23 protein-coding genes are annotated in these 23,390 nt (G+C 71.1%); 16 read left to right on the plus strand and 7 right to left on the minus strand.

The window, feature by feature from the left end; all coding sequences use genetic code 11:
* Positions 1-16: 16 nt before the first annotated feature.
* Complete coding sequence (gene dxs / locus AQI95_RS24315; protein ID WP_067127608.1) at positions 17-1,915, plus strand: 1-deoxy-D-xylulose-5-phosphate synthase; 1,899 nt, start codon at positions 17-19, stop codon at positions 1,913-1,915.
* A complete protein-coding gene (locus tag AQI95_RS24320; RefSeq protein WP_067127611.1) occupies positions 1,912-3,297 on the plus strand; it encodes an aspartate aminotransferase family protein in 1,386 nt (461 codons plus the stop codon). The genes dxs and AQI95_RS24320 overlap by 4 nt, the downstream gene beginning before the upstream one ends.
* Before the next feature lie 22 nt (positions 3,298-3,319).
* Here the strand turns inward: AQI95_RS24320 and AQI95_RS24325 are convergent, their stop codons facing one another.
* The gene (locus AQI95_RS24325) at positions 3,320-3,607 is read right to left on the minus strand and encodes a hypothetical protein (RefSeq protein ID WP_067127614.1); all 288 of its coding nucleotides are present in this window, start codon (positions 3,605-3,607) and stop codon (positions 3,320-3,322) included.
* A gap of 140 nt (positions 3,608-3,747) precedes the next feature.
* On the opposite strand from AQI95_RS24325, the gene AQI95_RS24330 reads away from it, so the two are divergent.
* Positions 3,748-4,371, plus strand: coding sequence for a helix-turn-helix domain-containing protein (locus AQI95_RS24330; protein WP_067127617.1), 624 nt, complete (start codon positions 3,748-3,750; stop codon positions 4,369-4,371).
* Complete coding sequence (locus tag AQI95_RS24335; RefSeq protein ID WP_067127620.1) at positions 4,368-4,490, plus strand: DUF6126 family protein; 123 nt, start codon at positions 4,368-4,370, stop codon at positions 4,488-4,490. Before AQI95_RS24330 ends, AQI95_RS24335 begins: the two co-directional genes overlap by 4 nt.
* Positions 4,491-4,516: 26 nt before the next feature.
* On the opposite strand, the gene AQI95_RS24340 is transcribed toward AQI95_RS24335, so the two are convergent.
* Positions 4,517-5,314 (minus strand): tyrosine-protein phosphatase, encoded by a 798-nt coding sequence (locus AQI95_RS24340; protein ID WP_067127623.1) that lies wholly within the window; start codon positions 5,312-5,314, stop codon positions 4,517-4,519.
* Positions 5,315-5,486: 172 nt separating this feature from the next.
* On the opposite strand from AQI95_RS24340, the gene AQI95_RS24345 reads away from it, so the two are divergent.
* Both AQI95_RS24345 and AQI95_RS24350 read left to right on the plus strand, forming a co-directional pair.
* The gene (locus AQI95_RS24345; RefSeq protein WP_067127626.1) at positions 5,487-7,559 is read left to right on the plus strand and encodes an alpha-galactosidase; all 2,073 of its coding nucleotides are present in this window, start codon (positions 5,487-5,489) and stop codon (positions 7,557-7,559) included.
* Positions 7,560-7,785: 226 nt separating this feature from the next.
* Positions 7,786-8,571: an SGNH/GDSL hydrolase family protein gene (locus tag AQI95_RS24350; RefSeq protein ID WP_067127629.1), complete on the plus strand. Its 786-nt coding sequence runs from the start codon at positions 7,786-7,788 to the stop codon at positions 8,569-8,571.
* A gap of 136 nt (positions 8,572-8,707) precedes the next feature.
* Here AQI95_RS24350 and AQI95_RS24355 read toward each other — a convergent pair whose 3' ends face one another.
* The gene (locus AQI95_RS24355) at positions 8,708-9,322 is read right to left on the minus strand and encodes a TetR/AcrR family transcriptional regulator (protein WP_107121731.1); all 615 of its coding nucleotides are present in this window, start codon (positions 9,320-9,322) and stop codon (positions 8,708-8,710) included.
* 382 nt (positions 9,323-9,704) lie between these two features.
* Between AQI95_RS24355 and AQI95_RS24360 the strand changes: the two genes are divergently transcribed.
* The 3 genes from AQI95_RS24360 (at position 9,705) to AQI95_RS24370 (ending at position 12,775) form a co-directional block, all read left to right on the plus strand.
* On the plus strand, positions 9,705-9,908 hold the full coding sequence (locus AQI95_RS24360; RefSeq protein ID WP_031161015.1) for a cold-shock protein: 204 nt from the start codon (positions 9,705-9,707) through the stop codon (positions 9,906-9,908).
* A gap of 87 nt (positions 9,909-9,995) precedes the next feature.
* Positions 9,996-11,699: a DEAD/DEAH box helicase gene (locus tag AQI95_RS24365; protein WP_067127635.1), complete on the plus strand. Its 1,704-nt coding sequence runs from the start codon at positions 9,996-9,998 to the stop codon at positions 11,697-11,699.
* Positions 11,700-12,010: 311 nt separating this feature from the next.
* Positions 12,011-12,775, plus strand: a complete 765-nt coding sequence (locus tag AQI95_RS24370) for an SDR family NAD(P)-dependent oxidoreductase (protein WP_067128536.1) — start codon at positions 12,011-12,013, stop codon at positions 12,773-12,775.
* Positions 12,776-12,863: 88 nt separating this feature from the next.
* Here the strand turns inward: AQI95_RS24370 and AQI95_RS24375 are convergent, their stop codons facing one another.
* The 3 genes from AQI95_RS24375 to AQI95_RS49145 form a co-directional block, all read right to left on the minus strand.
* Positions 12,864-13,472, minus strand: coding sequence for a TetR/AcrR family transcriptional regulator (locus tag AQI95_RS24375; protein ID WP_067127638.1), 609 nt, complete (start codon positions 13,470-13,472; stop codon positions 12,864-12,866).
* A gap of 189 nt (positions 13,473-13,661) precedes the next feature.
* On the minus strand, positions 13,662-14,846 hold the full coding sequence (locus AQI95_RS24380; protein ID WP_067127641.1) for a Glu/Leu/Phe/Val dehydrogenase dimerization domain-containing protein: 1,185 nt from the start codon (positions 14,844-14,846) through the stop codon (positions 13,662-13,664).
* Positions 14,843-15,187 (minus strand): hypothetical protein, encoded by a 345-nt coding sequence (locus AQI95_RS49145; RefSeq protein WP_067127644.1) that lies wholly within the window; start codon positions 15,185-15,187, stop codon positions 14,843-14,845. Before AQI95_RS49145 ends, AQI95_RS24380 begins: the two co-directional genes overlap by 4 nt.
* A gap of 229 nt (positions 15,188-15,416) precedes the next feature.
* On the opposite strand from AQI95_RS49145, the gene AQI95_RS24390 reads away from it, so the two are divergent.
* Together AQI95_RS24390 and AQI95_RS24395 are read left to right on the plus strand one after the other, a co-directional pair.
* Entirely contained in the window at positions 15,417-16,655 is a 1,239-nt protein-coding gene (locus tag AQI95_RS24390; RefSeq protein WP_067127647.1) for an MBL fold metallo-hydrolase, read from the plus strand.
* A 364-nt stretch (positions 16,656-17,019) separates the two neighbouring features.
* On the plus strand, positions 17,020-17,349 hold the full coding sequence (locus tag AQI95_RS24395; protein WP_067128539.1) for a histone-like nucleoid-structuring protein Lsr2: 330 nt from the start codon (positions 17,020-17,022) through the stop codon (positions 17,347-17,349).
* Between the two features lie 106 nt (positions 17,350-17,455).
* Here the strand turns inward: AQI95_RS24395 and AQI95_RS24400 are convergent, their stop codons facing one another.
* Entirely contained in the window at positions 17,456-17,785 is a 330-nt protein-coding gene (locus tag AQI95_RS24400; RefSeq protein ID WP_067127650.1) for a hypothetical protein, read from the minus strand.
* A 922-nt stretch (positions 17,786-18,707) separates the two neighbouring features.
* Between AQI95_RS24400 and AQI95_RS24405 the strand changes: the two genes are divergently transcribed.
* The 5 genes from AQI95_RS24405 to AQI95_RS24425 all read left to right on the plus strand — a co-directional run bounded on the left by AQI95_RS24405 (position 18,708) and on the right by AQI95_RS24425 (position 23,277).
* Positions 18,708-21,170 (plus strand): sensor histidine kinase, encoded by a 2,463-nt coding sequence (locus AQI95_RS24405; RefSeq protein ID WP_244188833.1) that lies wholly within the window; start codon positions 18,708-18,710, stop codon positions 21,168-21,170.
* Between the two features lie 84 nt (positions 21,171-21,254).
* The gene (locus AQI95_RS24410) at positions 21,255-21,689 is read left to right on the plus strand and encodes a roadblock/LC7 domain-containing protein (RefSeq protein ID WP_067127653.1); all 435 of its coding nucleotides are present in this window, start codon (positions 21,255-21,257) and stop codon (positions 21,687-21,689) included.
* Between the two features lie 2 nt (positions 21,690-21,691).
* Entirely contained in the window at positions 21,692-22,063 is a 372-nt protein-coding gene (locus tag AQI95_RS24415; RefSeq protein WP_067127656.1) for a DUF742 domain-containing protein, read from the plus strand.
* A complete protein-coding gene (locus AQI95_RS24420) occupies positions 22,041-22,640 on the plus strand; it encodes a GTP-binding protein (RefSeq protein WP_067127659.1) in 600 nt (199 codons plus the stop codon). Before AQI95_RS24415 ends, AQI95_RS24420 begins: the two co-directional genes overlap by 23 nt.
* A 61-nt stretch (positions 22,641-22,701) precedes the next feature.
* Positions 22,702-23,277 (plus strand): GAF domain-containing protein, encoded by a 576-nt coding sequence (locus AQI95_RS24425; protein ID WP_067127662.1) that lies wholly within the window; start codon positions 22,702-22,704, stop codon positions 23,275-23,277.
* Positions 23,278-23,390: the final 113 nt, after the last annotated feature.

Here is a 23,390-nt window from a genome sequence, read left to right on the forward strand (position 1 = left end):
CGAGAGGGGGCCCAGCGTGACCATGTTGGAGAACATCCGGGGACCACGCGACCTGAAGGCACTGTCCGAGGCGGAACTCGGTGAACTGTCCGAGGAGATACGTGAGTTCCTGGTCCACGCGGTGTCGCGGACCGGTGGCCATCTCGGGCCCAATCTGGGAGTGGTGGAACTGTCCGTCGCACTCCACCGGGTCTTCGAGTCACCGGTCGACCGCATCCTGTGGGACACCGGCCATCAGTCCTATGTCCACAAGCTGCTGACGGGGCGCCAGGACTTCTCCAAGCTGCGCGGCAAGGGCGGGCTGTCCGGATACCCCTCGCGCGAGGAGTCCGAGCACGACGTCATCGAGAACAGCCATGCCTCCACCGTGCTCGGCTGGGCCGACGGCCTGGCCAAGGCCAACCGGGTGCAGGGGGAGAAGGGCCATGTGGTCGCCGTCATCGGCGACGGCGCGCTGACCGGCGGCATGGCCTGGGAGGCGCTGAACAACATCGCGGCCGCCAAGGACCGCCCGCTGATCGTCGTCGTCAACGACAACGAGCGGTCCTACGCCCCGACCATCGGCGGCCTCGCCAACCATCTGGCCGCCCTGCGCACCACCGACGGCTACGAGAAGGTCCTCGCCTGGGGCAAGGACGTACTCCTGCGCACGCCGGTCGTCGGCGGCACGATCTACGAGTCCCTGCACGGCGCGAAGAAGGGCTTCAAGGACGCCTTCGCCCCGCAGGGCATGTTCGAGGACCTGGGGCTGAAGTACGTCGGCCCGATCGACGGGCACGACATCAAGGCCGTCGAGTCGGCGCTGCGCCGCGCGAAACGCTTCCACGGCCCGGTCCTGGTCCACTGCCTCACCGAGAAGGGCCGCGGCTACGAGCCTGCCCTCCTCCACGAGGAGGACCACTTCCACAGCGTCGGCGTGATGGACCCGCTCACCTGCGAACCGCTGGCGCCGTCCGCAGGCCCGTCCTGGACCTCGGTGTTCGGCGACGAGATCGTCCGGATCGGCGAGGAACGCGACGACGTCGTCGCCATCACGGCGGCCATGCTGCATCCGGTCGGGCTCGGCGCGTTCGCCGAGCGCTTCCCCGACCGCGTGTGGGACGTGGGCATCGCCGAGCAGCACGCGGCCGTCTCCGCGGCCGGTCTCGCCACCGGCGGGCTGCATCCGGTCGTCGCCGTCTACGCCACCTTCCTCAACCGCGCCTTCGACCAGTTGCTGATGGACGTCGCCCTGCACCGCTGCGGGGTCACCTTCGTCCTGGACCGGGCCGGTGTCACCGGCGCCGACGGAGCTTCCCACAACGGCATGTGGGACATGTCGATCCTGCAGGTCGTCCCGGGCCTCAGGATCGCCGCCCCGCGCGACGCCGGACAGCTGCGCGCCCAGTTGCGCGAGGCCGTCGCCGTGGACGACGCGCCCACCCTGGTCCGCTTCCCGAAGGAGTCGGTAGGCCCGGAGATCCCGGCGCGGGGCCGGGTCGGCGGCATGGACGTGCTGCACCGCGGTGAACGCCCCGAGGTGCTGCTGGTGGCCGTCGGCGTGATGGCCCCGGTGTGTCTGCAGGCCGCCGATCTGCTGCAGGCGCGCGGCCTCGACTGCACGGTGGTGGACCCGCGCTGGGTCAAGCCCGTCGACCCCGCGCTGCCGGGCCTCGCCGCCGAACACCGTCTGGTGGCCGTCGTGGAGGACAACAGCCGCTCCGGGGGCGTCGGTTCGGCCGTGGCGCTGGCCCTCGGCGACGCCGACGTGGACGTGCCGGTGCGGCGGTTCGGCATCCCCGAACAGTTCCTCGCGCACGCCAAGCGCGCCGAGGTGCTGGCCGACATCGGTCTCACGCCCGTCGAGATCGCCGGGCGGATCAGTGCGAGCCTGGCCGTCAAGGACGCGGACGGCACAGTCAAGGAGAGTGAATGAGCAAGGAGTTCGACCTCGGCGCCCTGCTCGCCGAGCGCGGAGCCGAACGCTACGAGCTGCACACGAAGTACCTCAATCCGCAGCTCCCGCGCATGCTGCACACCATCGGCTTCGACAAGGTCTACGAGCGGGCCGAGGGCGCCCACTTCTTCGACGCGGACGGCAACGACTACCTGGACATGCTCGCCGGGTTCGGGGTGATGGGCCTCGGCCGCCATCACCCGGTCGTCCGCAAGGCGCTGCACGACGTGCTCGACCTGGACCTCGCGGACCTGACCCGGTTCGACTGCCAGCCGCTGCCCGGCCTGCTCGCCGAGCGGCTGCTCGCCCACAGCCCGCACCTGGACCGGGTCTTCTTCGGAAACAGCGGCACGGAGGCCGTCGAGACGGCCCTGAAGTTCGCCCGGTACGCCACCGGGAAGCCCCGTGTCCTCTACTGCGACCACGCCTTCCACGGCCTGACCACCGGCTCGTTGTCGGTCAACGGCGAGGGCGGCTTCCGGGACGGCTTCGCCCCGTTGCTGCCCGACACCGCCGTACCCCTCGGAGACCTTCCCGCCCTCGCCCGGGAGCTGAAGAAGGGCGACGTCGCCGCCCTGATCGTCGAGCCGATCCAGGGCAAGGGCGTGCACGAGGCCCCGCCCGGCTATCTGCGCGCCGCCCAGGAACTGCTGCACAAGCACAAGGCGCTGCTCATCGCCGACGAGGTGCAGACCGGTCTGGGCCGCACCGGCGACTTCTACGCCTATCAGCACGAGGAGGGCGTCGAGCCGGACCTGGTGTGCGTGGCCAAGGCGCTCTCCGGGGGGTACGTCCCGGTCGGTGCCACACTCGGCAAGGACTGGATCTTCAAGAAGGTCTACTCGTCGATGGACCGTGTGCTGGTGCACTCGGCGAGCTTCGGGTCCAACGCCCCGGCGATGGCGTGCGGGCTCGCCGTGCTGTCGGTGATGGAGAACGAGCAGATCGTCGCGGGCGTGCGCACCAGCGGTGAGCTGCTGAAGTCCCGGCTGACCGCGCTGATCGACACGTACGAGCTGCTCGCCGACGTCCGCGGCCGTGGCCTGATGATCGGCATCGAGTTCGGCAGGCCGTCCTCGCTGAAGCTGCGCAGCCGCTGGACCATGCTGCAGGCGGCGCGCAAGGGCCTGTTCGCGCAGATGGTCGTCGTACCGCTGCTGCAGCGGCACCGGATCCTCACCCAGGTCTCCGGCGACCACCTGGAGGTGATCAAGCTGATCCCGCCCCTGGTCGTGGACGAGGCCGACGTCGACCGGTTCATCGACGCCTTCACCGCCGTGATGGACGACGCGCACAGCGGCGGCGGCCTGATGTGGGACTTCGGCAAGACCCTGATCAAGCAGGCGGTGGCCAATCGCTGAGCGTCACCGAGGGCCCCGGCCCTCACCAGAAGAGCGGCAGGAAGAGGACGAAGGGATAGACGAATCCGATCGCACCCAGCACGGTTCCCGTGGTGGCGGTCCACAGCCGGCCGATGCCGCGGCGGGCGTAGTGGATCCCCGTGAGCCCGAACGTGACGGCGAGCCCGCCGCAGATGAGCATCACGGGGAGCAGGCCGAACGTGAGCAAGGGGCACAGGCCCGCCGCGGCCGCGAGTCCCAGCCCGAGTGCGGTGGGGCCGAGCAGGGTGGCGGGTGCGTCGGCCCCTTCGGGCGTACTGGTCCTCGACATGACATCCCCCAGGCATTTTGAACGTGTTCAAATCCTGAGTTTGATCGTAGCAGGGCGGTAGCCGACCGTCGGTCTCTGATGGTCTTTGCCTCAGAGGCAAGAAAATTGCCGCAGGGGCAAGCTTCGGGCTGAATGGAGGCATGAACGCCTCAGATGCCGGGCCACCGGTGAGCCCGGACGACGAGCTGCCCGCCGTCGCACCGCAGTTGCGGGCACTGCGCCGAAGCGCGGGCCTCACCCTGGAGGCCGCGGCCCGCGCCGCCGGGCTCTCACCGGCCCATCTGTCCCGCCTCGAAACGGGACGGCGGCAGCCGTCGCTGCCGATGCTGCTGGCTCTCGCCCGCATCTACGGTACGACCGTCTCCGAACTGCTGGGTGAGACGGTCGCCGACCGGGACGCCATCGTGCGGGCCGGCGACATGGAGCCGACCCGGGCCGGCGGCTGGACGTACGTACAGGCCGGGGCCTCCGGGCGGGGCATGCAGGCCCTGCGCGTGCAGGTGCCCTACGGCTCGCAGGGCGACATCGTGCGCGTCCACCCCGGCGAGGAGTGGCTGTACGTCCTCCGGGGCCGGCTGCGGCTGCGCCTCGGTGACACCGCGCACCGGCTCGGGCCCGGTGACAGCGCGCACTTCGACTCGCTCACCCCGCACCGCATCGCCGCCGAGGACCAGGACGGCGTCGAGCTGCTGTTCGTCCACACCCTGCTGCAGAGCCCCACGGCCACGCTGTGCCTGGGGCCGCTGACCGGAGAGCTGCCATGAGCAACTACGAGACGAAGTTCCCCCGCTCCCTGTGGATCCGCCTGATCATCTACATCGCCCTCGGCCATGTGCTCGCCGGCTTTCTGTACCTGCTGTTCGCGGTGGGTGCGAAGAGCTGAGCCGGCGGGCCCGGAGAGTCGGCCGGTCAGTCCAGCAGGCGTTCGCGCAGGTGGTCGCGGGCGGCCGGGGTCAGGCCCAGGCCCTGCTCCAGGTAGGTGTCCACGCCGCCCCAGGTCTGCTCGGCGGTGTCGAACGCTGCCTGCAGATACTCGGCGCGGGCGTCGAAGAGCGGGCTCAGCAGCTCCATGACCTCCGGGGTGTAGGCGGTCTCCGTACTGCCGCTGCGACGGACCTTGTAGCGCCGGTGCTTGGCGTTGGACTCCAGGTAGTCGGCGACGATCGCGTCGCGCTCCACGCCCAGGGCGAGGAGCGTCACGGCTATGGATATGCCCGCGCGGTCCTTGCCCGCCGCGCAGTGCATCAGGGCGGGCACGCTGTCCTCGGTGAGCGCGCGCAGCACCTGGGAGTGCTCGGCGGTGCGTTCCTTGACGATCGACCGGTACGAGGCGACCATCCGGGCCGCGCCCTTGCCGTCGGCGAGGATTTCGCGCAGCTGGTCGAGGTCGCCGTCGCGGACCATCTTCCAGAACTCGGCGCCGTCCGCCGGGTCGCTCAGCGGGAGGTTCACATTCCGCACGCCGGGCAGCTCGACGTCCGGGCCCTCCAGCTTCTGGTCGGCCGCGTTGCGGAAGTCGAAGATCGTGTGCAGGCCCAGGGTGGCGAGGAACGCCGCGTCGCCCTCGGTCGCGTGCGCGAGGTGCCCGCTGCGGAACAACACTCCCTGCCGAACCCGCCGTCCGTCCACGGTCGGCAGTCCGCCCACGTCGCGGAAATTGCGGACTCCGGCCAGTTCCGGCTCGGTCGACGGGACCTGCTGCGTCACGGGGGCTCCTCCCGGTAGGACCCCGCCGTCGCGTCTCGTCGGCGGGCGCTCCGTCGACCATACGACATCGGTTTCCTCGGGCAAGGAGTTGTCCACAGCCATTGTCACCAGGAGGCGCGGGCCCGATGATGTTGGCACTTGAGCGAATCTGTTGGCACCTGTGAGGTCTTACGTGGTGGACATCGCCGTAGACGGTCGTACCTGGCTCCTCTCGGGGCCCACCAGCAGTTATGCCCTGCATCTCACCGACGCGGACGAGCTGCTCCATCTGCACTGGGGGCCACGGATCGCCCTCGCGGACGCGGAGGCCCTGGCCACTGACCCGCTGCCCGGCTACTGGCCCTTCGAGTCCCCGCTCGACGGCCGCGAGGAGTACCCGGTCGAGGGCGGCCCCCGCTTCGTCCGCCCCGCCCTGTCCGTGCGCACGGACGAACGGCGCGGCACCCAGTGGAGCTTCCGGGCGCATGAGACGGAGGCCGGCGAGCTGCGGCTGCGCTTCGACGACGACGGCCTCGCCGTCACCCTGCACTACCGGATGCGCGGCGACGTCGTCGAACGCTGGGTCACCGTGGCGAACGGCGCGCACGCGCGCGTGGAGCTGCTGCGCGCCGACGCGGCCACCTGGACGCTGCCCGACCGCGACGGCTGGCGGCTGTCCCAGCTGCACGGCCGCTGGGCCGCCGAGTCCCGCCTCACCACCGCCCCGCTCACCTACGGCGAGCACGTCATCGGCAGCCGCCGCGGCCACACCGGCCACCAGCATCTGCCCTGGGCGGCGCTGGACACCGACGCCACCGAGGAGCACGGCGAGGTCTACGGCTGCGCGCTCGGCTGGTCCGGTTCCTGGCGCATCGCGGTCGCTCAACTCCCGGACGCGCGCGTGCAGATCACCGGCGGCGCCGGCTACGACGACTCGGGCCTGCTGTCCCTTCGGCCGGGGGAGTCGTACACCACCCCCGTCTTCGCGGGCCTGTGGAGCGACGGCGGCTTCGGCGGCGCAAGCCGCACCTGGCACGCCTACCAGCGCGCGCACGTGATCCCGGACGCCGAGCGGGACCGCCCGGTGCTCTTCAACTCCTGGGAGGCGACGAACTTCGCCATCTCCGAGGAACAGCAGCTCGCGCTCGCCCGCCGAGCCGCCGAGATCGGCGTGGAGCTGTTCGTGGTGGACGACGGCTGGTTCGGCGCCCGCACCAGCGACCGCGCCGGCCTCGGCGACTGGGCGCCCAACCCCGATCGCTTCCCGCAGGGCCTGAAGCCCCTCGCCGACCAGGTGCATGGCCTCGGCATGCGGTTCGGCATCTGGGTCGAACCCGAGATGGTCAATCCGGACAGCGACCTGTACCGGGCGCACCCCGACTGGGTGCAGTACCAGGCGGGACGCAAGCGGACGGAACTGCGCCATCAGCTCGTCCTCAACCTGGCCCGCGAGGACGTCCAGGAGTATCTGTGGGAGCAGCTCGACACGCTGCTGTCCGGTGCCCCGATCGACTACGTGAAGTGGGACTTCAACCGCTGCTTCACCGACGCCGGCTGGCCCGGCGAGCCGTACCCGCAGCGCCTGTGGGTGGACCACGTCCGCGCCCTCTACGCGCTGCTGGACCGGCTCCGCGCGGCCCATCCGCAGGTCGCCTTCGAGTCCTGCTCGGGCGGCGGCGGGCGGATCGACCTCGGGGTGCTGAGCCGCACCGACCAGGTGTGGACCTCCGACAACACCGACCCGCTGGACCGGCTCGCCATCCAGCACGGCTTCACCCAGATCCATCCCGCCAGGGTCATGGCCGCCTGGGTCACCGACAGCCCGAACACCCAGCTCAACGGCCGGGTCAGCTCCCTGCGGTTCCGCTTCGTCAGCGCCATGGCCGGCGTGCTCGGCGTCGGCGGCGACCTCACCGAGTGGTCGGGGGAGGAGCTGGCCGAGGCCCGGCAGTGGGTCCAGCTCTACAAAGAGATCCGCCCGCTCGTCCAGCACGGCGAGCTGTACCGGCTCCGGCCCCCTGCGGGCGCTCTGAGCGCCGTCCAGTACGTACGGGGACAGGAGACGGTGGTCCTCGCCTGGCTGCAGGCGCAGAGCCACGGCGAGCCGGTGCCGGCGCTGCGGCTGCGCGGGCTCGACCCGGCGGCGTCGTACGAGTGCCGTGAAACGGGCGAAGTTCACCGGGGTGCCGTCCTGCTGCACCACGGGCTGCGCACCGGACTCAAGGGTGACCTGGATGCCACGGTCGTCCGGCTGCGCCGCATCTGAGCTTTCCGCCCGGCCCGCCGCAGGCACCGTCGAACGTCGACCCGGCGCCCACTTGTGCCGATCACACGCTCAACCGCCCCCGGGCCGGTCCTATTCCTGATTGGCAAACTATTTAAGGGTGTCTCTTCTCACCGTTCGTCAACCCCTCCTTACGGTCGCGTAGGTCACATCCGAAGGTGAATCATGGTCCGACGTGGCAGACGATTCGAAGAATGACAACAGATCAGTGATCGGGTCGTACGTGGCGGTGGGGGACAGCTTCACCGAGGGCGTCGGCGATCTCGGGCCCGACGGGGCGTTCGTGGGCTGGGCCGACCGGTTTGCGGTGCTGCTCGCCGACCGGCGCCCCGAGGGCGACTTCAAGTACACCAATCTCGCGGTACGCGGGAAGCTGCTCGACCAGATCGTGCAGGACCAGCTCCCGCAGGCCGTCGAACTGGCCCCGGACCTGGTCTCCTTCTGTGCGGGCGGCAACGACATCATCCGCCCCGGCACCGACCCCGACGAGGTGGCCGAGCGCTTCGAGCGGGCCGTGGCCCAACTGGCCGAGGTCGCGGGCACGGTCATGGTGACGACCGGCTTCGACACCCGTGGCGTTCTCGTGCTGAAGCATCTGCGCGGCAAGATCGCCACGTACAACGGACACGTCCGCGCCATCGCGGACCGATACGGCTGTCCGGTGCTCGACCTGTGGTCCCTGAAGTCCGTGCAGGACCGGCGGGCCTGGGACAGCGACCGGCTCCACCTCTCGCCCGAGGGGCACACGCGCGTGGCGCTCCGTGCCGGCCAGGCCCTCGGCCTCGAGATCCCGGCCGACCCCGAGCAGCCGTGGCCGCCGCTGCCGCCCCGGGGCACCCTGGACATCCGCCGCGACGACGTCCAGTGGGCCCGTGAGTACCTCGTCCCATGGATCGGCCGCCGACTGCGCGGCGAGTCCTCCGGCGACCATGTGACGGCGAAGGGCACCCTGTCGCCCGACGACATCAAGATGCGCATCGCCTCGGTGGCCTGACCGCACCCCGTGCCCCGCACCGCCCTGCTCGGCTCGCGGTGCGGGGCACGGAGGCGTTCCTGGCGTGTGCCGGGCGGGAGTCGGGGGTGGCGTCGCGGGGCCGGGGCCCCGCTGGGAGGGGGAGTGTGAACAGGGCCTAGCGTGCGGTCAACGCCTTCCGGTCCAGGCCCAGTTCCCTCGCGAGGGCGTCTTCTGCCCACTCCTGCGCGCGCGTCCGCGGTACCGCGCCCGGGTACGACGTCAGCTGCACGGCCAGTCCGTCCAGCAGGGCCGTCAGACGCAGCGCGGCCCCCGTGGGGTCGGCGCAGGCGAACTCGCCGGCGGCCACGCCCTCGGCGATGACCTCGGTGATCGCCGCCTTCCACTGCCGGTCCAGGTCCCGGGTGACCTCCCGCAGGGCGGGCTCACGCAGGGCCACGGCCCAGCCCTCGATCCACAGCCGCCAGCCCTTGGCCTGTCCGGTCGGCGCGTACCAGCGCACCGCGGTCCGCAGTCGGCGCAGCGCGGACGTCCGCCGGCCCAGCAACTTGCGCAGATGCGCGAGGTCGTCCTCGGCCGCGAAGGTGAACGCGGCCGCGACCAGCTTCTCCTTCGTCGAGAAGTGGTACAGCACCAGCGCGTTGCTCACCCCGAGCACCGCGGCCACGTCGGCGATCCTGACCGCCGCCACGCCCCGCGCCTCGATCTGCCCGATGGCGGCCCGCAGCAGTTCCTCCCGCCGCTCGGCCACGCTCAACCGCACTCTCGCCACGCGGTCACCCTACACAGCCGCCCGGACACGCGCCGCCGCCCTCTCGGCGCCCGGTTCGGCCGGGGCGACGGCAACGTACTACTGACTGCTCGTTCAGTCAGTAGGCGTTCTGCCGCAGCCGTCGGTGACCGTGCCACCGCCACCTCCGTCGGCTGGACGGGCTGTTCCACGTCGACGTCACGTTCGTCGAAAGACTCCGGCGAACCCTGGCGTGCGCCTCGGTGATCCACCACGAGCCGCCGAGCTGTGCTACCGTTTTCGTGTTGCAGTTGTGGTACCCATGAACCTATGTGCGCCTGACGGGAATGTTTCTCTTTCAGGCGCATTAGTTGTTTTACCGGCATCTCCGGATGGGGCCTCTGCCTACAGATCGGAGAAGGTCATGGCACAGGGAACCGTGAAGTGGTTCAACGCCGAAAAGGGTTTCGGCTTCATCGCGCAGGACGGCGGCGGCCCCGACGTCTTCGCCCACTACTCGAACATCGCGACCCAGGGCTTCCGTGAGCTGCAGGAGGGCCAGCGGGTCTCCTTCGACGTCACGCAGGGCCAGAAGGGCCCGCAGGCGGAGAACATCGTCCCCGCCTGATCGCCGGACGCGTATCCGCTCACCGGGGTCCGCACCGTCAAGGTGCGGACCCCGGTTTGTGCTGTTTCCAGGAAGGCAGACAACCGCATGCCCCGCAGGCCCCAGAAGCCGAACCGGCGCACCTCCTCCCCCTCACGGTCCGCGTCGTCGCCGAGGGATTTCCGACTGCCGGAAAGCACGACGCCCGCACTTCCCGCCGTCGAGGACTTCGCCGGTCTGGACATGCCCGAGGCGCTGCTGAAGACCCTCACCGCACAAGGTGTGACCACCCCCTTCCCCATTCAGGCCGCCACGCTGCCCAACTCGCTCGCCGGCCGTGACCTGCTGGGACGGGGACGCACCGGCTCCGGCAAGACCCTCGCGTTCGGGCTGGCGCTCCTGGCCCGCACGGCCGGGCTGCGCGCGGAGCCCAAGGCACCCCTCGCCCTCGTGCTGGTGCCCACCCGTGAACTCGCGCAGCAGGTGACGGACGCCCTGACCCCTTACGCGACGGCGGTGAACCTCCGGCTGACCACCGTGGTCGGCGGGCTGTCCATCACCAAGCAGGCCGGTGCGCTCCGGCGCGGCGCCGAGGTGCTCGTGGCGACTCCCGGCAGGCTCAACGACCTCGTGGAACGCGGGGACTGCGTGCTGGAGCACGTACGCATCACGGTGCTGGACGAAGCCGACCAGATGACCGACATGGGCTTCCTGCCGCAGATCACCAAGGTGATCCAGCACGTACGGCCCGACGGGCAGCGCATGCTCTTCTCGGCCACGCTGGACCGCAACATCGACCGCCTGGTGCAGCGGTTCCTGACCGACCCCGTGGTGCACTCCGTGGACCCGTCCGCGGGAGCGGTGGTCACCATGGAGCACCATGTGCTCCACGTCCAGGACGAGACCGACAAGAAGGCCGTCACCACGCGCATCGCGGCCCGTGACGGCCGGGTCATCCTCTTCCTCGACACCAAGAGATCCGCCGACCGGCTCGCCAAGCGGCTCCTGGCCGTCGGTGTCCGCGCGGCGGCACTGCACGGAGGCCGCTCCCAGCCGCAGCGCAACCGCACTCTGGAGCAGTTCAAGAACGGTCAGGTCACCGCCCTGGTGGCGACGAACGTCGCGGCCCGGGGCATACACGTCGACGATCTCGACCTCGTCGTGAACGTCGATCCCCCCGCCGATCACAAGGACTACCTCCACCGGGGCGGCCGCACGGCCCGCGCCGGTGGCTCCGGCAGCGTCGTCACGCTGGTCCTGCCCGAGCAGAAGCGCGATGTCACCCGACTCATGTCGGACGCGGGCATCCGCCCCCGGACGGCCCGCGTCACGTCGAGCGACGAGGAACTGGCCACGATCACCGGCGCCCGTGAGCCCTCCGGCGTGGCCGTCACCATCGAGGTCCCCCAGCCGGCGACTCCGACGGAGGCCCGCTCGGACCGGAATGGCGGAGCCAAGCCCGGCAGGCGATCCGGCCACCGACGCCGAAGCGGCGGCGGGGCCACGGCGGCGACGGGGGCCGCCAACGGGACGGGGGGCCGCAGCTCCGACCGCCGGGCGGCATCCGGCGCGGCCACGGGCGGTGCCGCCGGCACGGGCGGCCGCAGCTCCGGCCGCACGTCCGCATCCGGTGCGGCGACCGGCGCCGCCTCCGGCACGGGTGGCCGCGGATCCGGCCGACGGACGGCGGCCGGCGGAGCGACGGGTGGGGCTGGTCGACGGACGGCGGCCGGCGGAGCCACGGGCGGCGCTGCCGGGACCGGCGGCCGCAGCTCCGACCGCCGAGGCGGCCGCCGCACCTCTGCCACGTAGCGCCGCACCAGGCCACGTCGGGCCCGGTGACGACCTTTCGCAGGCGGTCGTCCCGGGCGTGCTCGTTCCGCCGGGTGACGTAGCGGCGTTCGCCGATGCGGCACTGGCCACCGCCCGCCGTTTCGACGGCCACCTGGCGGCGTCTCGCCGTCGGCCCGGTCGCCCCATTTCTGGACTTGCGAGTCCATTTTTGCCGCCGCACAGTGGCACTGCCCGGGCCGATCCTGCTGCCCGGGGCCCTGTGCGGCCGGCTGCGGTGTGCTGTCCGGTCGCTCGGGTTCGGCGGAAACGATCTGGCAGTGGAGTGGACCATGTCGAAGCGGCTTGCGGGCAAGACGGCCCTGGTGACCGGCGCGACCAGCAACATCGGACGGGCGATCGCGGAGGTGTTCGCGGCCGAGGGGGCGCACGTCGCCGTCTCGGGCCGAAGCGCCGAGCGGGGCGGGGAGGTGGTCGACGGGATCCGCGCACGGGGCGGGCGCGCCGACTTCGTGCGGGCCGACCTGGACGGAACCGCCGCCGCCTCCCGGGCGCTGGCCGAGGAGGCCGCACGGGTCCTCGGCGGCCGTATCGACGTCCTGGTCAACAATGCCGGCATCTACCCCGGCGACACCACGGCGGCGACCGACGAGAAGACCTTCGACCGGGTCTACGCGGTCAATGTGAAGGCCCCCTTCTTCCTGACCGCCGCGATCGCTCCGGCCATGGCGCAGGCCGGCGGCGGGGCGATCATCAACCTGGGGTCGTGGATCGCGCCCCTGGGCATTCCGATCGGTGCCCTCTACAGCTCCACCAAGGGGGCCGTCGAGACTCTGACCCGGGCCTGGGCGGCGGAGTTCGGTCCCTCGGGTGTGCGCGTGAACGCGATCTCGCCGGGCGTGGTGCAGGCGTTCGCCCCCGGCGATGAGCACCCCGCCGAGGCCATGATGAAGGGCACTCCGGCGGGCCGGACGGGCACGCCCGACGCCATCGCGGACGCCGCGGTGTACCTGGCCGGGGACGAGTCCTCCTTCGTGCACGGCATCGTGCTCGACGTCGACGGCGGCCGCACCACCACGGCCGTCATCGCCGCCTGACGCCGGGCACCGGCCGGCCGCGGCTCCGGCGGGGCGGACGGGAGGCGGGCGGCGGCCTCATGCGCGCGCTCGCCGCTCCGCGAGGGGGTCACCCGGGAGCCTGGCCCGCGCGGCGCAGGTCAGCGATCCCCTGGTCGACAGCGGCACGCAAGTGGGCCGAACGGCCCGTGGACAGCAGGATCGACACGCCGCCCTGGACCGCGGCCAGCAAAGACGCGGCCCGCGTCTCGACATCGAGGTCGGCCGGAAGCTCGCCGGCGGCCTGCAGCGCCCGGACGCCCGCCGCCAGGCTCTCCTGCCAGCGGTGCAGCATCCCGGTCACGATCGCCCGCGCGCCGGGAGTCGAACGCCCGATCTGAAGGAAGAGCGAGCCGAGCGGGCATGTGTCGCCCTGCTTCTCGTAACGCTCGATCACCACGTCCCGCCACTGCTCCCAGGCCTCCCACGAGTCCAGGCGGCCCAGATAGGGCTGCTGGTCCTCCAGGACCTGATCCGCCTCGAACCGGGCCACCGCGAGGAGCAGTTCGTCCTTGCCGGTCGGGAAGTAGTGGAACAGCTGGCTCTTGCTGGTGCTGGTCCGCGCCATGATGTCGTCCAGCGTCGCCGCGGCGATGCCCCTCTCCCGCAGGACCTCCGCGGCGCCCTCGACGATCCGGCTCCGGGTCGCCCTCCCCTTCGCCGTCAGCTTCGTGCCCATGACCGACCTCCGCACAATGGACTGATGGGTCCACTGTAGTCGGGGCCGCTCAGCCGCTCCGGACGACCGCGTGCATCCCGCCAGGGCCACGCCGTACGGCGTCCGCGTCGGCGAAGCCCAGTGCCGCCCCGCCGGTTCACCAGGTGCACCTCCTGCCGCCCCCGCCCCGCCGGCGCCCCCCAGGGCCCGTCACCGGTACCACCCGAAGCGGTCCGCGATCACCGGCAGCCGGTCGGCCACCAAGGCGTGGGCCGCCGCGCGCGGGGTCGTGCCGTCGGCGTCCGCACGGTCGAGCATCAGGGCCACCAGGGCGCGCATGGAGCGCCGGATGTGAGCGAACGCCTCGTCGGCGTCGGCGCCGATGTCGCCGAACAGGGTCCACCACCACCAGGCGTTCGTACCGGAGTTGACCACCACGTCGGGCAGCACGGTCACCCCGCGCGCGGCCAGCAGTTCCTCCGCCCGCGGCAGCACGGGCATGTTCGCGGCCTCCACGATCCAGCGGGCGGAGATCCGGGCCTGGTCGGCGGCGTCGATCGCGTACGACACGGCCGCCGGCACGAGCACCTCGGCCTCGGCGGACAGCCAGGCGCCGCCGGGCAGTTCCCGGTCGCCGGGGCGCAGCACACGGCGGTCGACCGTGCCGTAACCGTCCCGCGCGGCCAGCAGCGTCTCGACGTCGAGCCCCGCCGGATTGGCGATTGTGCCCTTGATGTCGGCGACCGCCACCACCGTCAGTCCGGCACGCGCCAGGAACCGTACGGTGGCCCCGCCCATCGTGCCGAGCCCCTGCACGGCGACCCGGGTGCCCGGGTACGGCACGCCCGCCCGGTCCAGCGCCGTGAGCACCGACTCGGCCACCCCGCAGCCGCCGGCCAGCTCGTCCAGGCCGATGCCGTCCACCTCGACGGCGAAGGCGTCCGCGAGCCGCTTGCGGGCCGTCGCCTCGTCGTCCAGCAGCGGATACACCGCCTGGACGGAGGAGACCAGGCCCGCCTCGGCCGCCGCGCGGTCGATCAGGTCCTGGGTGAGTCCGAGGTCCTCGCCGGTGGTCCAGAGACTCTCGATGTACGGCCGCATGGCGCGCAGATAGCGCACCAGCAGCCCGTACGCCGTCGGGTCCCGGGGATCGCAGTCGATGCCGCCCTTGGCGCCGCCGAGGGGGACGTAACGGGCCTCGGGGTCGTAGTGCAGGGCCTCCTTCATCGTCATGCCGCGGGCGAGCCCCGTCACCTCCTCCAGGGTGCAGCCCGGGCGCATCCGCAGCCCTCCGCTGGCCACGCCGCGCACCAGCCGGTCCACGACCAGGAAACCCTGGCGGCCGGTGACGTGGTCGGTCCACACGAGCGACATCAGGGGAGCGGGGGCGGTCATGAGGTCTCCTCGGGGACGGTGATCAGGGTGGGGCCGGGCCGGTCCAGGGTCTCGGTGGCTGCGGGTACGCACGCGTGCGGCGCTTTTCGGGATACACGCGTGTGCCGGTCGACCGGGTCTGCCGTCGGCAGCGGTGCGAGCAGGGCCTCTGGCGGGACGGTCCGGAAGTCGGACTCCGACAGCTCCGGGCCGTGCCACAGGTCCCAGGGTGTCTCCACGTCCGCCCCGTCCACGGCACGCGCGCGTGGCCGTATCTCCGCACCGGCGAAGACGCGGGCGAGATCGACGACGTCGCGCTGTTCGGGACGGAGCGGGGCCAGCTCGGTGGGGAGGTCGGTCATGGCGCCTCCCAGTGGGCCGCGGGACGGAGGTCGGCGCAAGCGGCCGGGCGGATCGCTGCATCGTTCTACTGAACTGTGAGTCAGTATCTGGAGCCGGTGCGCACCCTGTCAACGCGCTGAACGGTCATTCAGTAGTGTGCGGCGGGTGAGGAGTGGCACCCCGGCGGTCCCGGAGTGTCGGAGGGGCCGACCATAATGGGGAGCCTCACCCACTTCACCGGGAGGTACCGTGACCGGATTGCGTTCCTCGAGCTCCGGGCTCCGCGCGCTGCGGCCGACGGCGTTCGGCGCGGACCCGGGCGGTGAGCGCCTGGCACGCATCCGCCGCTCCCCCCACTTCAAGGACGGTGTCTTCCAGAACCCGGGCGGTACTGCCCGTACCCGGCCCTCCGGCTCCACGCTGGACCTGGCCAAGGTGTTCCTCGACAAGGAGACCCGGCCCCTGCGTGCCCCGAAGGGCGCCATCCCGGTCCACCCCACGACCTTCGCCGACCTGGCCAAGCCGCCCGCCACCGGACTGCGGCTGACCTGGATGGGCCATTCCAGCGTCCTCGCGGAGATCGACGGCCACCGTGTTCTGTTCGACCCGGTCTGGGGCGAGCGCTGCTCCCCGTTCCCCTTCGCCGGACCCAAGCGGCTGCACCCGGTGCCGCTGCCGCTGGCCGCGCTCGGCGAGGTCGACGTGGTCGTCATCTCCCACGATCATTACGACCACCTGGACCTGCCCACCATCAAGGCGCTGGCGGGCACGGACACCCTGTTCGCCGTGCCGCTCGGCGTCGGCGCCCACCTGGAGCACTGGGGTGTCTCGTCGGACCGGCTGCGCGAGCTGGACTGGCACGAGTCCACCAGGATCGGCGGGCTCACCCTGACCGCCACCCCGGCCCGCCACTTCTGCGGCCGCGGCCTGCGCAACACGCAGCACACCCTGTGGGCGTCCTGGGTCGTCGCCGGCGAGGAGCACCGGATCTACCACAGCGGTGACACGGGCTACTTCGAGGGTTTCAAGGAGATCGGGGCGACCCACGGCCCGTTCGACGCCACCATGATCCAGATCGGCGCGTACAGCGAGTTCTGGCCCAAGGGCCACACGGACCGTACGCCGCTGCCCGGCGCATGGCCGGACATTCACATGTCGCCCGCTCAGGGGGTGCAGAGCCAGCTCGACCTGCAAGGAGGCCAGCCGGGCGGCGTCATGCTGCCGATCCACTGGGCCACCTTCAATCTCGCCCCGCACGCCTGGGCCGAGCCGGGGGAGTGGACCAAGGACGCGGCCGAGGAAGTCGGCCAGGCGGTGGCGCTGCCCAGACCGGGCGAGCCCTTCGAGCCCGCGGGCAAACTGCCGGTGGAGCCCTGGTGGAGGTCCGTGTCCCACCCCATCAAGCATCCCTGGCGGCGGCCCAAGATCGCCGAAGTGGTTTCGGACGAGACGCTCAGCGGCGATCTCGACATGGCAGGTGAGCGGTGACGCCGCATGCTGACCTGGCACAGATCACGCGCTCATGGGGCAGCCTGGCGCCGACGCACCGAGAACGGGCCCCCGAGTAATCGACGGGCCGCACGAGTAATCGCCGGACCCGCTCGCCCCGAGGCAAGAGAGCGGCCCAAGGGATTCACGCCAGTGCCGTCTTCGAAGGGATCCTCCCGCGTCCTTGTGCGCACGCGCGAAATCCCAGACCGGTATTTCGCATCGCAACCATGGTCGTATTCTGGATAGGCTCCGTGAAGTGCGCAAAGAAGCTGCTTCCCTGGCGGCATCCTCGATCGTACGGGCGTCCCCTGCCTTTTCGGGGGCGGGGGCGAGTCATTCCTCTGGCCATAGAATGTTCGCCATGGCACAGAAAACCGTAACCATCTACACGGATGACCTCACCGGCGAAGAGTCGTCGGAGGCCGCCAACCACACCTTCAGCCTTGACGGTGTGCAGTACGAGATCGACCTGGGGCCCGACAGCTACGACCAATTGCTCGAGGCCCTTGCTCCCTTCACCCGCGCGGGGCGAAAGATCGGCAGGACGCGCAAGCCTGTGAAGGCCACGGCCGCTTCTGGCGGCGAAGACAGTGCTGCCATCCGCGCGTGGGCCAAGGAGGCCGGCTACGAGATCAGCAGCCGCGGCAGGGTGCCGGCCGAAGTTCGCGAGGCGTACGCCAAGGCCCACTGACCCAGTCACACACCGAGAAGCCCCCCACCGAAGTGAGGGGCTTCTTCGTGTGACCGGCCGACATGGGAGCGGCCCATCGCGCCGGTCCGGCGCCGACCCCGGTGACCTACTTGCCGAGGACGATGGTGTTGTTGCACCCCAGGTTTGCGCCGATATTGGTGTTCTGCGTGCCAGGTGAGCCCTTGCTGTTGGGCTGGTAGCCCGTTTGGCCGTTCCCGACCCCGGACTCGCCCTGGACGTCGACGTTCTCTTCGGCCGTCGTGCATGAGGTGTTCTGACTGATGAGGGTCGTCTGCTTGTCCCGGCCCTGGTGCTCGCGTTCGTGGCTCTGTCCGTGTTTGTGCCCATCCCCGTGGGCGTAGGCGGTGCCGGCGCCGAGGAAGCCGACGGTGCCGAGGAGGACGGCCACGACAGCGGTCTTGCGAGGCTTGCGCATGTCTTCTCCGAGTGTTGAAGCGAAACGCGTACGTGATCCGCCACGTCATTACGCGATCCGCCAAGTCATAAGGTGACCAGAGGTTAATGCGCAAATGTCCTATATCCGGTAGTCGGCACGCCGGATCGTCCGATCGGCGAGCACGGGCGTCGGTTCGGCGATCGACTCAAGTTCCCTGTGCGGTCAAGGCGTCACGAGGCCCAACGCCGGGCGCGGGTGCTTCGCGCAGAACCACCCGTGTGGCCGCGTCGCGAGCGCGAGGCGGCATGGCTCATTCGGCGCCGGACTACCTGGCGTGCCAATCTGTCGGCGACGCCTGAAGTCATTCCGGCGGGAGTTCTGCACCAACTGGAGAAGGGGTCTTCATGAGGAGGCTCTACGTGAGTGTATATATGACCCCTCGCACGAAATATGTACCTATTATCCACGTCGAAGCGTAACGCCGAGTCCGCAAAGCGGGATCGAGGTCACTCTGAGGTGGCCTAAGGTCAGGCCAATGCGGATACTCTCCGTGACGGCCGGGCTGATCGGTGTCTCCGTTCGAGGTGCGCGGCATGGTGGAGGGCGGCTCGACCGCTGTCGAAAATCGGGCGCGCGGCGAGAACTGGGCGGCCGTCGACCGCGGCCCGGCACGTTCCGTTCGTGACCGGTTTTGACCAGGTCTTATCGGTGTCTTTCGGTCCGGTCGTGCGGAGTCCTGCTGGGTTATCGGTCTGTCGTACGACGGTTCATACCAGAGCGGGACGCTCCTCGGGGGAGTTTGTCAACTGCCCACCGCACATGATGCGCAGGCGACTACTGTGAGTGGCCGTCGCGTCAGGTGGCCGGGTTCGCCGGTGCCGCCGACCGACACCGCGATGACGCATGCCCGCCTCGCGCACCGCGTGAGAAACAGGCCCGACGGACCAGTACGAGGACGCAGATGTCTCACCTCCGAGCACCGGCCACCCGCGCCGACCGCCGCGAGGGCGGCCGGCACGGGCGACCGGTCGCCCGACCCGCTCCCGCACTGCCCGAGATGCACATACGGCCCCAGCTCATGCGGCTCGCCGTGCTGCCGCCCCTCGCGGTCGCGCTCAGCGCCAGCGCCGCGGTCCTCTTCAGTATCCGTGCCACCGGCACCCGCACCGGACCCACGCTCTGGGCGGTCCTCGCCGGAGCGGTCACCGTGACCGTCGCCGGCATCCTCATCGCCGTCGTGGCCGCCGACCGTGCTGCCCGCGCGGTCGCCGACCGCGTCGACGGACTACGCCGTAGCGCCGCGCGCGGTGAGGCCGACCTGCATGCGCTGGTCGACGCGTTGCGCCAGGGGGAGACCCCGCCGCAGCCCGCATCGCGCCGCCGGCCGCCCGCGGACGCCGACGACTTCGAGCTGCTCGCCGCCGACCTGGCCCGCGCGCACGACGGCGCCGTCACCGCCGTCGTGCGCGCGGCACAGCTCTCCAGCCAGGCGGGCAGCGAGCAGAAACTGGAGGTCTTCGTCAACCTCGCGCGCCGGCTTCAGTCGCTCGTGCACCGGGAGATCTCCATCCTCGACGAGCTGGAGAACGAGATCGAGGATCCCGATCTGCTCAAGGGCCTCTTCCATGTGGACCACCTGGCCACCCGCATCCGGCGCCACGCGGAGAACCTCGCCGTGCTCGGCGGCGCCGTCTCCCGGCGGCAGTGGAGCAACCCGGTCAGCATGACCGAGGTGCTGCGGTCCGCCATCGCCGAGGTCGAGCAGTACTCCCGGGTGAAGCTGGTACCGCCGATCGACGGCGAACTGCGCGGCCACGCCGTCGCCGACGTCATCCATCTCCTCGCCGAACTCATCGAGAACGCCTCGGTGTTCTCCGCCCCGCAGACGCAGGTGCTGCTCCGTGCCAACCTCGTCACCTCCGGGCTCGCCGTGGAGGTCGAGGACCGCGGGCTCGGCATGCCGGTCGGCGAACAGAACCGGATGAACGCGCTGCTCGCCGACCCCGACCAGGTCAACGTCGCCAGCCTGCTGGCCGACGGCCGCATCGGCCTCTACGTCGTCTCCCAGCTCGCCCGTCGGCACGGCATTCACGTACGGCTGCAGACCAACATCTACGGTGGTGTGCAGGCCGTACTCGTCGTCCCGCAGGCGTTGTTGGGGACGGCGCCCGGGGTGCCCGGCGCGGCCACGGGGGCCGGGGCGGGCGTACCGCAGCAGCAGGGGCCGGCGGACACCGGCGCGTCGCCGCAGGCACGGCTCCAGGGCCAGGACCCCGCCTACGCCCCGGCGCCCACGCCTGCCTCTGACCATGCGCAGGGGCAGGGGCAGGGGCAGGGATACGGGTCAGGGCAGATGCGGGGGCCCGTGTCGGTCTCCTCTGCCGTGCCTCCGCCGTTCCCCTCGCCGCCCCCGTCCCCCACGCCGTCCCCCTCGCTCGGAGTGTGGCCCGCCGATGCCGGCGCCGCTCACGGTGGTACGCGGCCGGAAGCCGGTGCCCCGTCCGCCGCCGGGGCCGCCGACGCCACGGCCGGGTCCGTGGCCGCCTCCGGGAGCGAGGCCGGTACCGAGGTCGGACAGGCTCCGGCGACCGGGCGCAGGCGGCGCGCCCAGCATGGGAACGGGCGGCAGGATGCCGACACCGGGGGCGGGCGCAGCGGTGCGGAGAGCGAAGAGGGCGGGCGCGGCGCGGACGCCCCGGCACCGCTTCCCGTGCGGGGCACCCGGCAGGAACGGCCCACCCCCGCCGACGCCGTGCCCGGCATCAGCGCCGAGGACCGGGCGGCGATCGAGGCCCACGCAGGCATCCTGCCCACGCCGCGTGTCGGCACCGTGCGCGGCACCATGGGCAAGCCCCAACTGCCCCGGCGCCGCGCCCAGCAGCACATCGTCCCCCAGCTGCGTGGCGGCCCCGTACCGCGTCAGGACGACGACACCGTTCCCGGCCACGACCCAGGGCTGATGGCGGCCTTCCAGCGGGGGATCGGACTCGCCGAGGCGGCGCAGCACTTGGAGAGCCACGAGCTGGATCCCCTGAACTCAAGCCACTTGGACTCAAGCTACTTGGACTCCGGTCATCTGTTGGACTCCGGCCACATGGGCGCCTCCCATGTGGAGTCCTTCATGGAGCCCTCCCACATGGGCTCAGCCCACACGGACGCGGCCCACCCGGCCTCCGCACACATGGATGCCCCCCACATGAGGGACCCCCATCTCCGGCCTTCCGCAACGGAGTTCACCGACCCCGTGCGTATGCAGCAGGACCACATGGGCTCTGACCACACCGGCTCACCCCATACGACCGCAGACCACATGGGGCCGGACCACACGGATCCCGGCCCCATATCCCAAGGGCGCGCCCACGCGCCCGCATCCGACGGTGACCGTGGCGTCGGCCGGCCCGACGGGAGCGCCCCGGCCGGCTGACCGCCCGCACCGTACCCACCCCACCATCGACCACACACCCCCAGCCCCAGCGCTCCCGCATACACCCCAAGGAGTCGATCCACCATGGCGAGCGACGCGCCGACCGCCCACGCCTCCGACCTCGACTGGCTGCTGAGCGGCCTTGTGCAGCGCGTACCACACACCACCAGCGCGGTACTCCTGTCCTGCGACGGGCTGGTGAAGTCCGTACACGGCCTCGACATCGACAGCGCCGACCACATGGCGGCCCTCGCCTCCGGCCTGTACTCCCTCGGCCGCAGCGCCGGCATCCGGTTCGGTGACGGCGGGGACGTCCGCCAGGTCGTCGTCGAGCTCGACTCGACCCTGCTGTTCGTCACCACCGCCGGTTCCGGCACCTGTCTCGCGGTGCTCGCGGGGCGTGAGGCCGACGCGGCCGTCCTCGGCTACGAGATGGCGATGCTGGTCAAGAGCGTTCGGCCCTACTTGGTGACCGCGCCGCGGCAACACGCCGTCGAACCCACGGCGACGAGGCCTTGAGCGTGGCCGCAGCCGGCGACGGGCCCTGGCTGGACGACGCGGCCGGACGGCTGGTGCGCCCGTTCACGGTCAGCAACGGACGTACCAAGCCCAGCATCGCCCTGGACCTGATGTCGCAGGTGATGGCCACCGGCGTCACCCCGCTCGGCTATCTCGGCCCCGAGCACGCCCAGGCGCTGGACCTGTGCCGGGCGCCCGTCTCGGTCGCCGAGGTCGCCGCGCATCTGAAACTGCCCGCGGTCGTCACCAAGGTGCTGCTCTCGGACCTCGTCGACGGCGGGGCGCTGACCACCAAGCCCCCCGTGTTCCACCACACACCCACTGACCGGTCTCTGCTGGAGGCAGTGCTCGATGGACTACGACGACAGCTCTGACCCGTTCCCGACCGCGCTGAAGATCTTGGTGGCGGGCGGGTTCGGGGTCGGCAAGACGACCTTCGTGGGCGCGGTCAGCGAGATCGCGCCGCTCAGTACGGAAGAGCTGCTCACGACGGTCAGCGTCGGCACGGACAGCCTCGACGGCGTCGAGAACAAGATGGAGACGACGGTCGCCATGGACTTCGGCCGGATCACCCTCGATCCGGACCATGTGCTGTACCTGTTCGGCACACCGGGCCAGGAGCGGTTCTGGTTCATGTGGGACGAGCTGTCCGAGGGCGCGCTCGGCGCGGTGATCCTCGCCGACACCCGCCGGCTGCAGGACTGTTTCGCCGCCGTGGACTTCTTCGAGGAACGCGGGCTCGCCTTCATCATCGCCCTCAACGAGTTCGACGGCTCCTACCGCTACGACCCCGACGAGGTGCGCGCCGCCATCGACCTCGACCCCGAGGGCCCCGTGGTCCGCTGCGACGCCCGGATCTCCAGCTCCGGCGTGCAGACCCTGCTCACCCTCGTACGCCACCTCCTCGCCCACGCCCCGGCGCACGCGCCGAGCCACGGTGCCCACATGTGATCCCGCCCTATTGCCCACGGAGCCGCCATATGAGGTACGCCCACAGAGCTGGAGCCCGGCCATGACGTACGAGCCGCCCCGTCCGGTCCGGGGTCTGCTGCTCACTCCCGAGGACAAGGAGGCCCCCGCCCGTGTCCACCGGTTGCGTCTGCTCGGCCTGGTGGACCGTCCCGACCCGGCGCTGGACTCCTTCGCCGACCATCTCGCCCGGCTCACCGGAGCCCCCTACGCGATGGTCAACTTCATCGGTCAGGGCCACCAGTTCTTCGCGGGCCTGTGTGTACCGGCCATCGCGCCGGTCCTGAGGGAGGACGGCAGCAGACCGGAGTTCGGCCGGGTACTGCCGCGGGACCATGGGTTCTGCCCCCATGTGGTGGTCCGCCGTAAGGCGCTCGTCCTCGAGGACGTCCGGGACTATCCGCGGTTCGCCGGGAATCCGGTCGTGGACGAGTACGGCATCCGCTCCTATCTCGGTGCCCCGCTCATCGACAGCTCCGGCATGGCGCTCGGCACCGTGTGCGCGGCCGACACCGAGCCCCGGGCCTGGGGCAGATCCGGTCTGGAGACCATCAAGGCGCTGGCCGCCGATCTCGTCGTACGACTCGAACGGAGCGCCGAGGACGGTCTGCCTCTGTGACGGGCGACGGCATGCTTCCAGGTCCGGTACCTGGGGCGTGAAGGAAAGCTGAGGCGGCGGTTAAGAAAAGCTCGATGGACCCGCGGCCCACGGATACGGCAGATTGCAGGGTG

The organism is Streptomyces yokosukanensis (genome assembly GCF_001514035.1).
Classification (GTDB): domain Bacteria; phylum Actinomycetota; class Actinomycetes; order Streptomycetales; family Streptomycetaceae; genus Streptomyces; species Streptomyces yokosukanensis.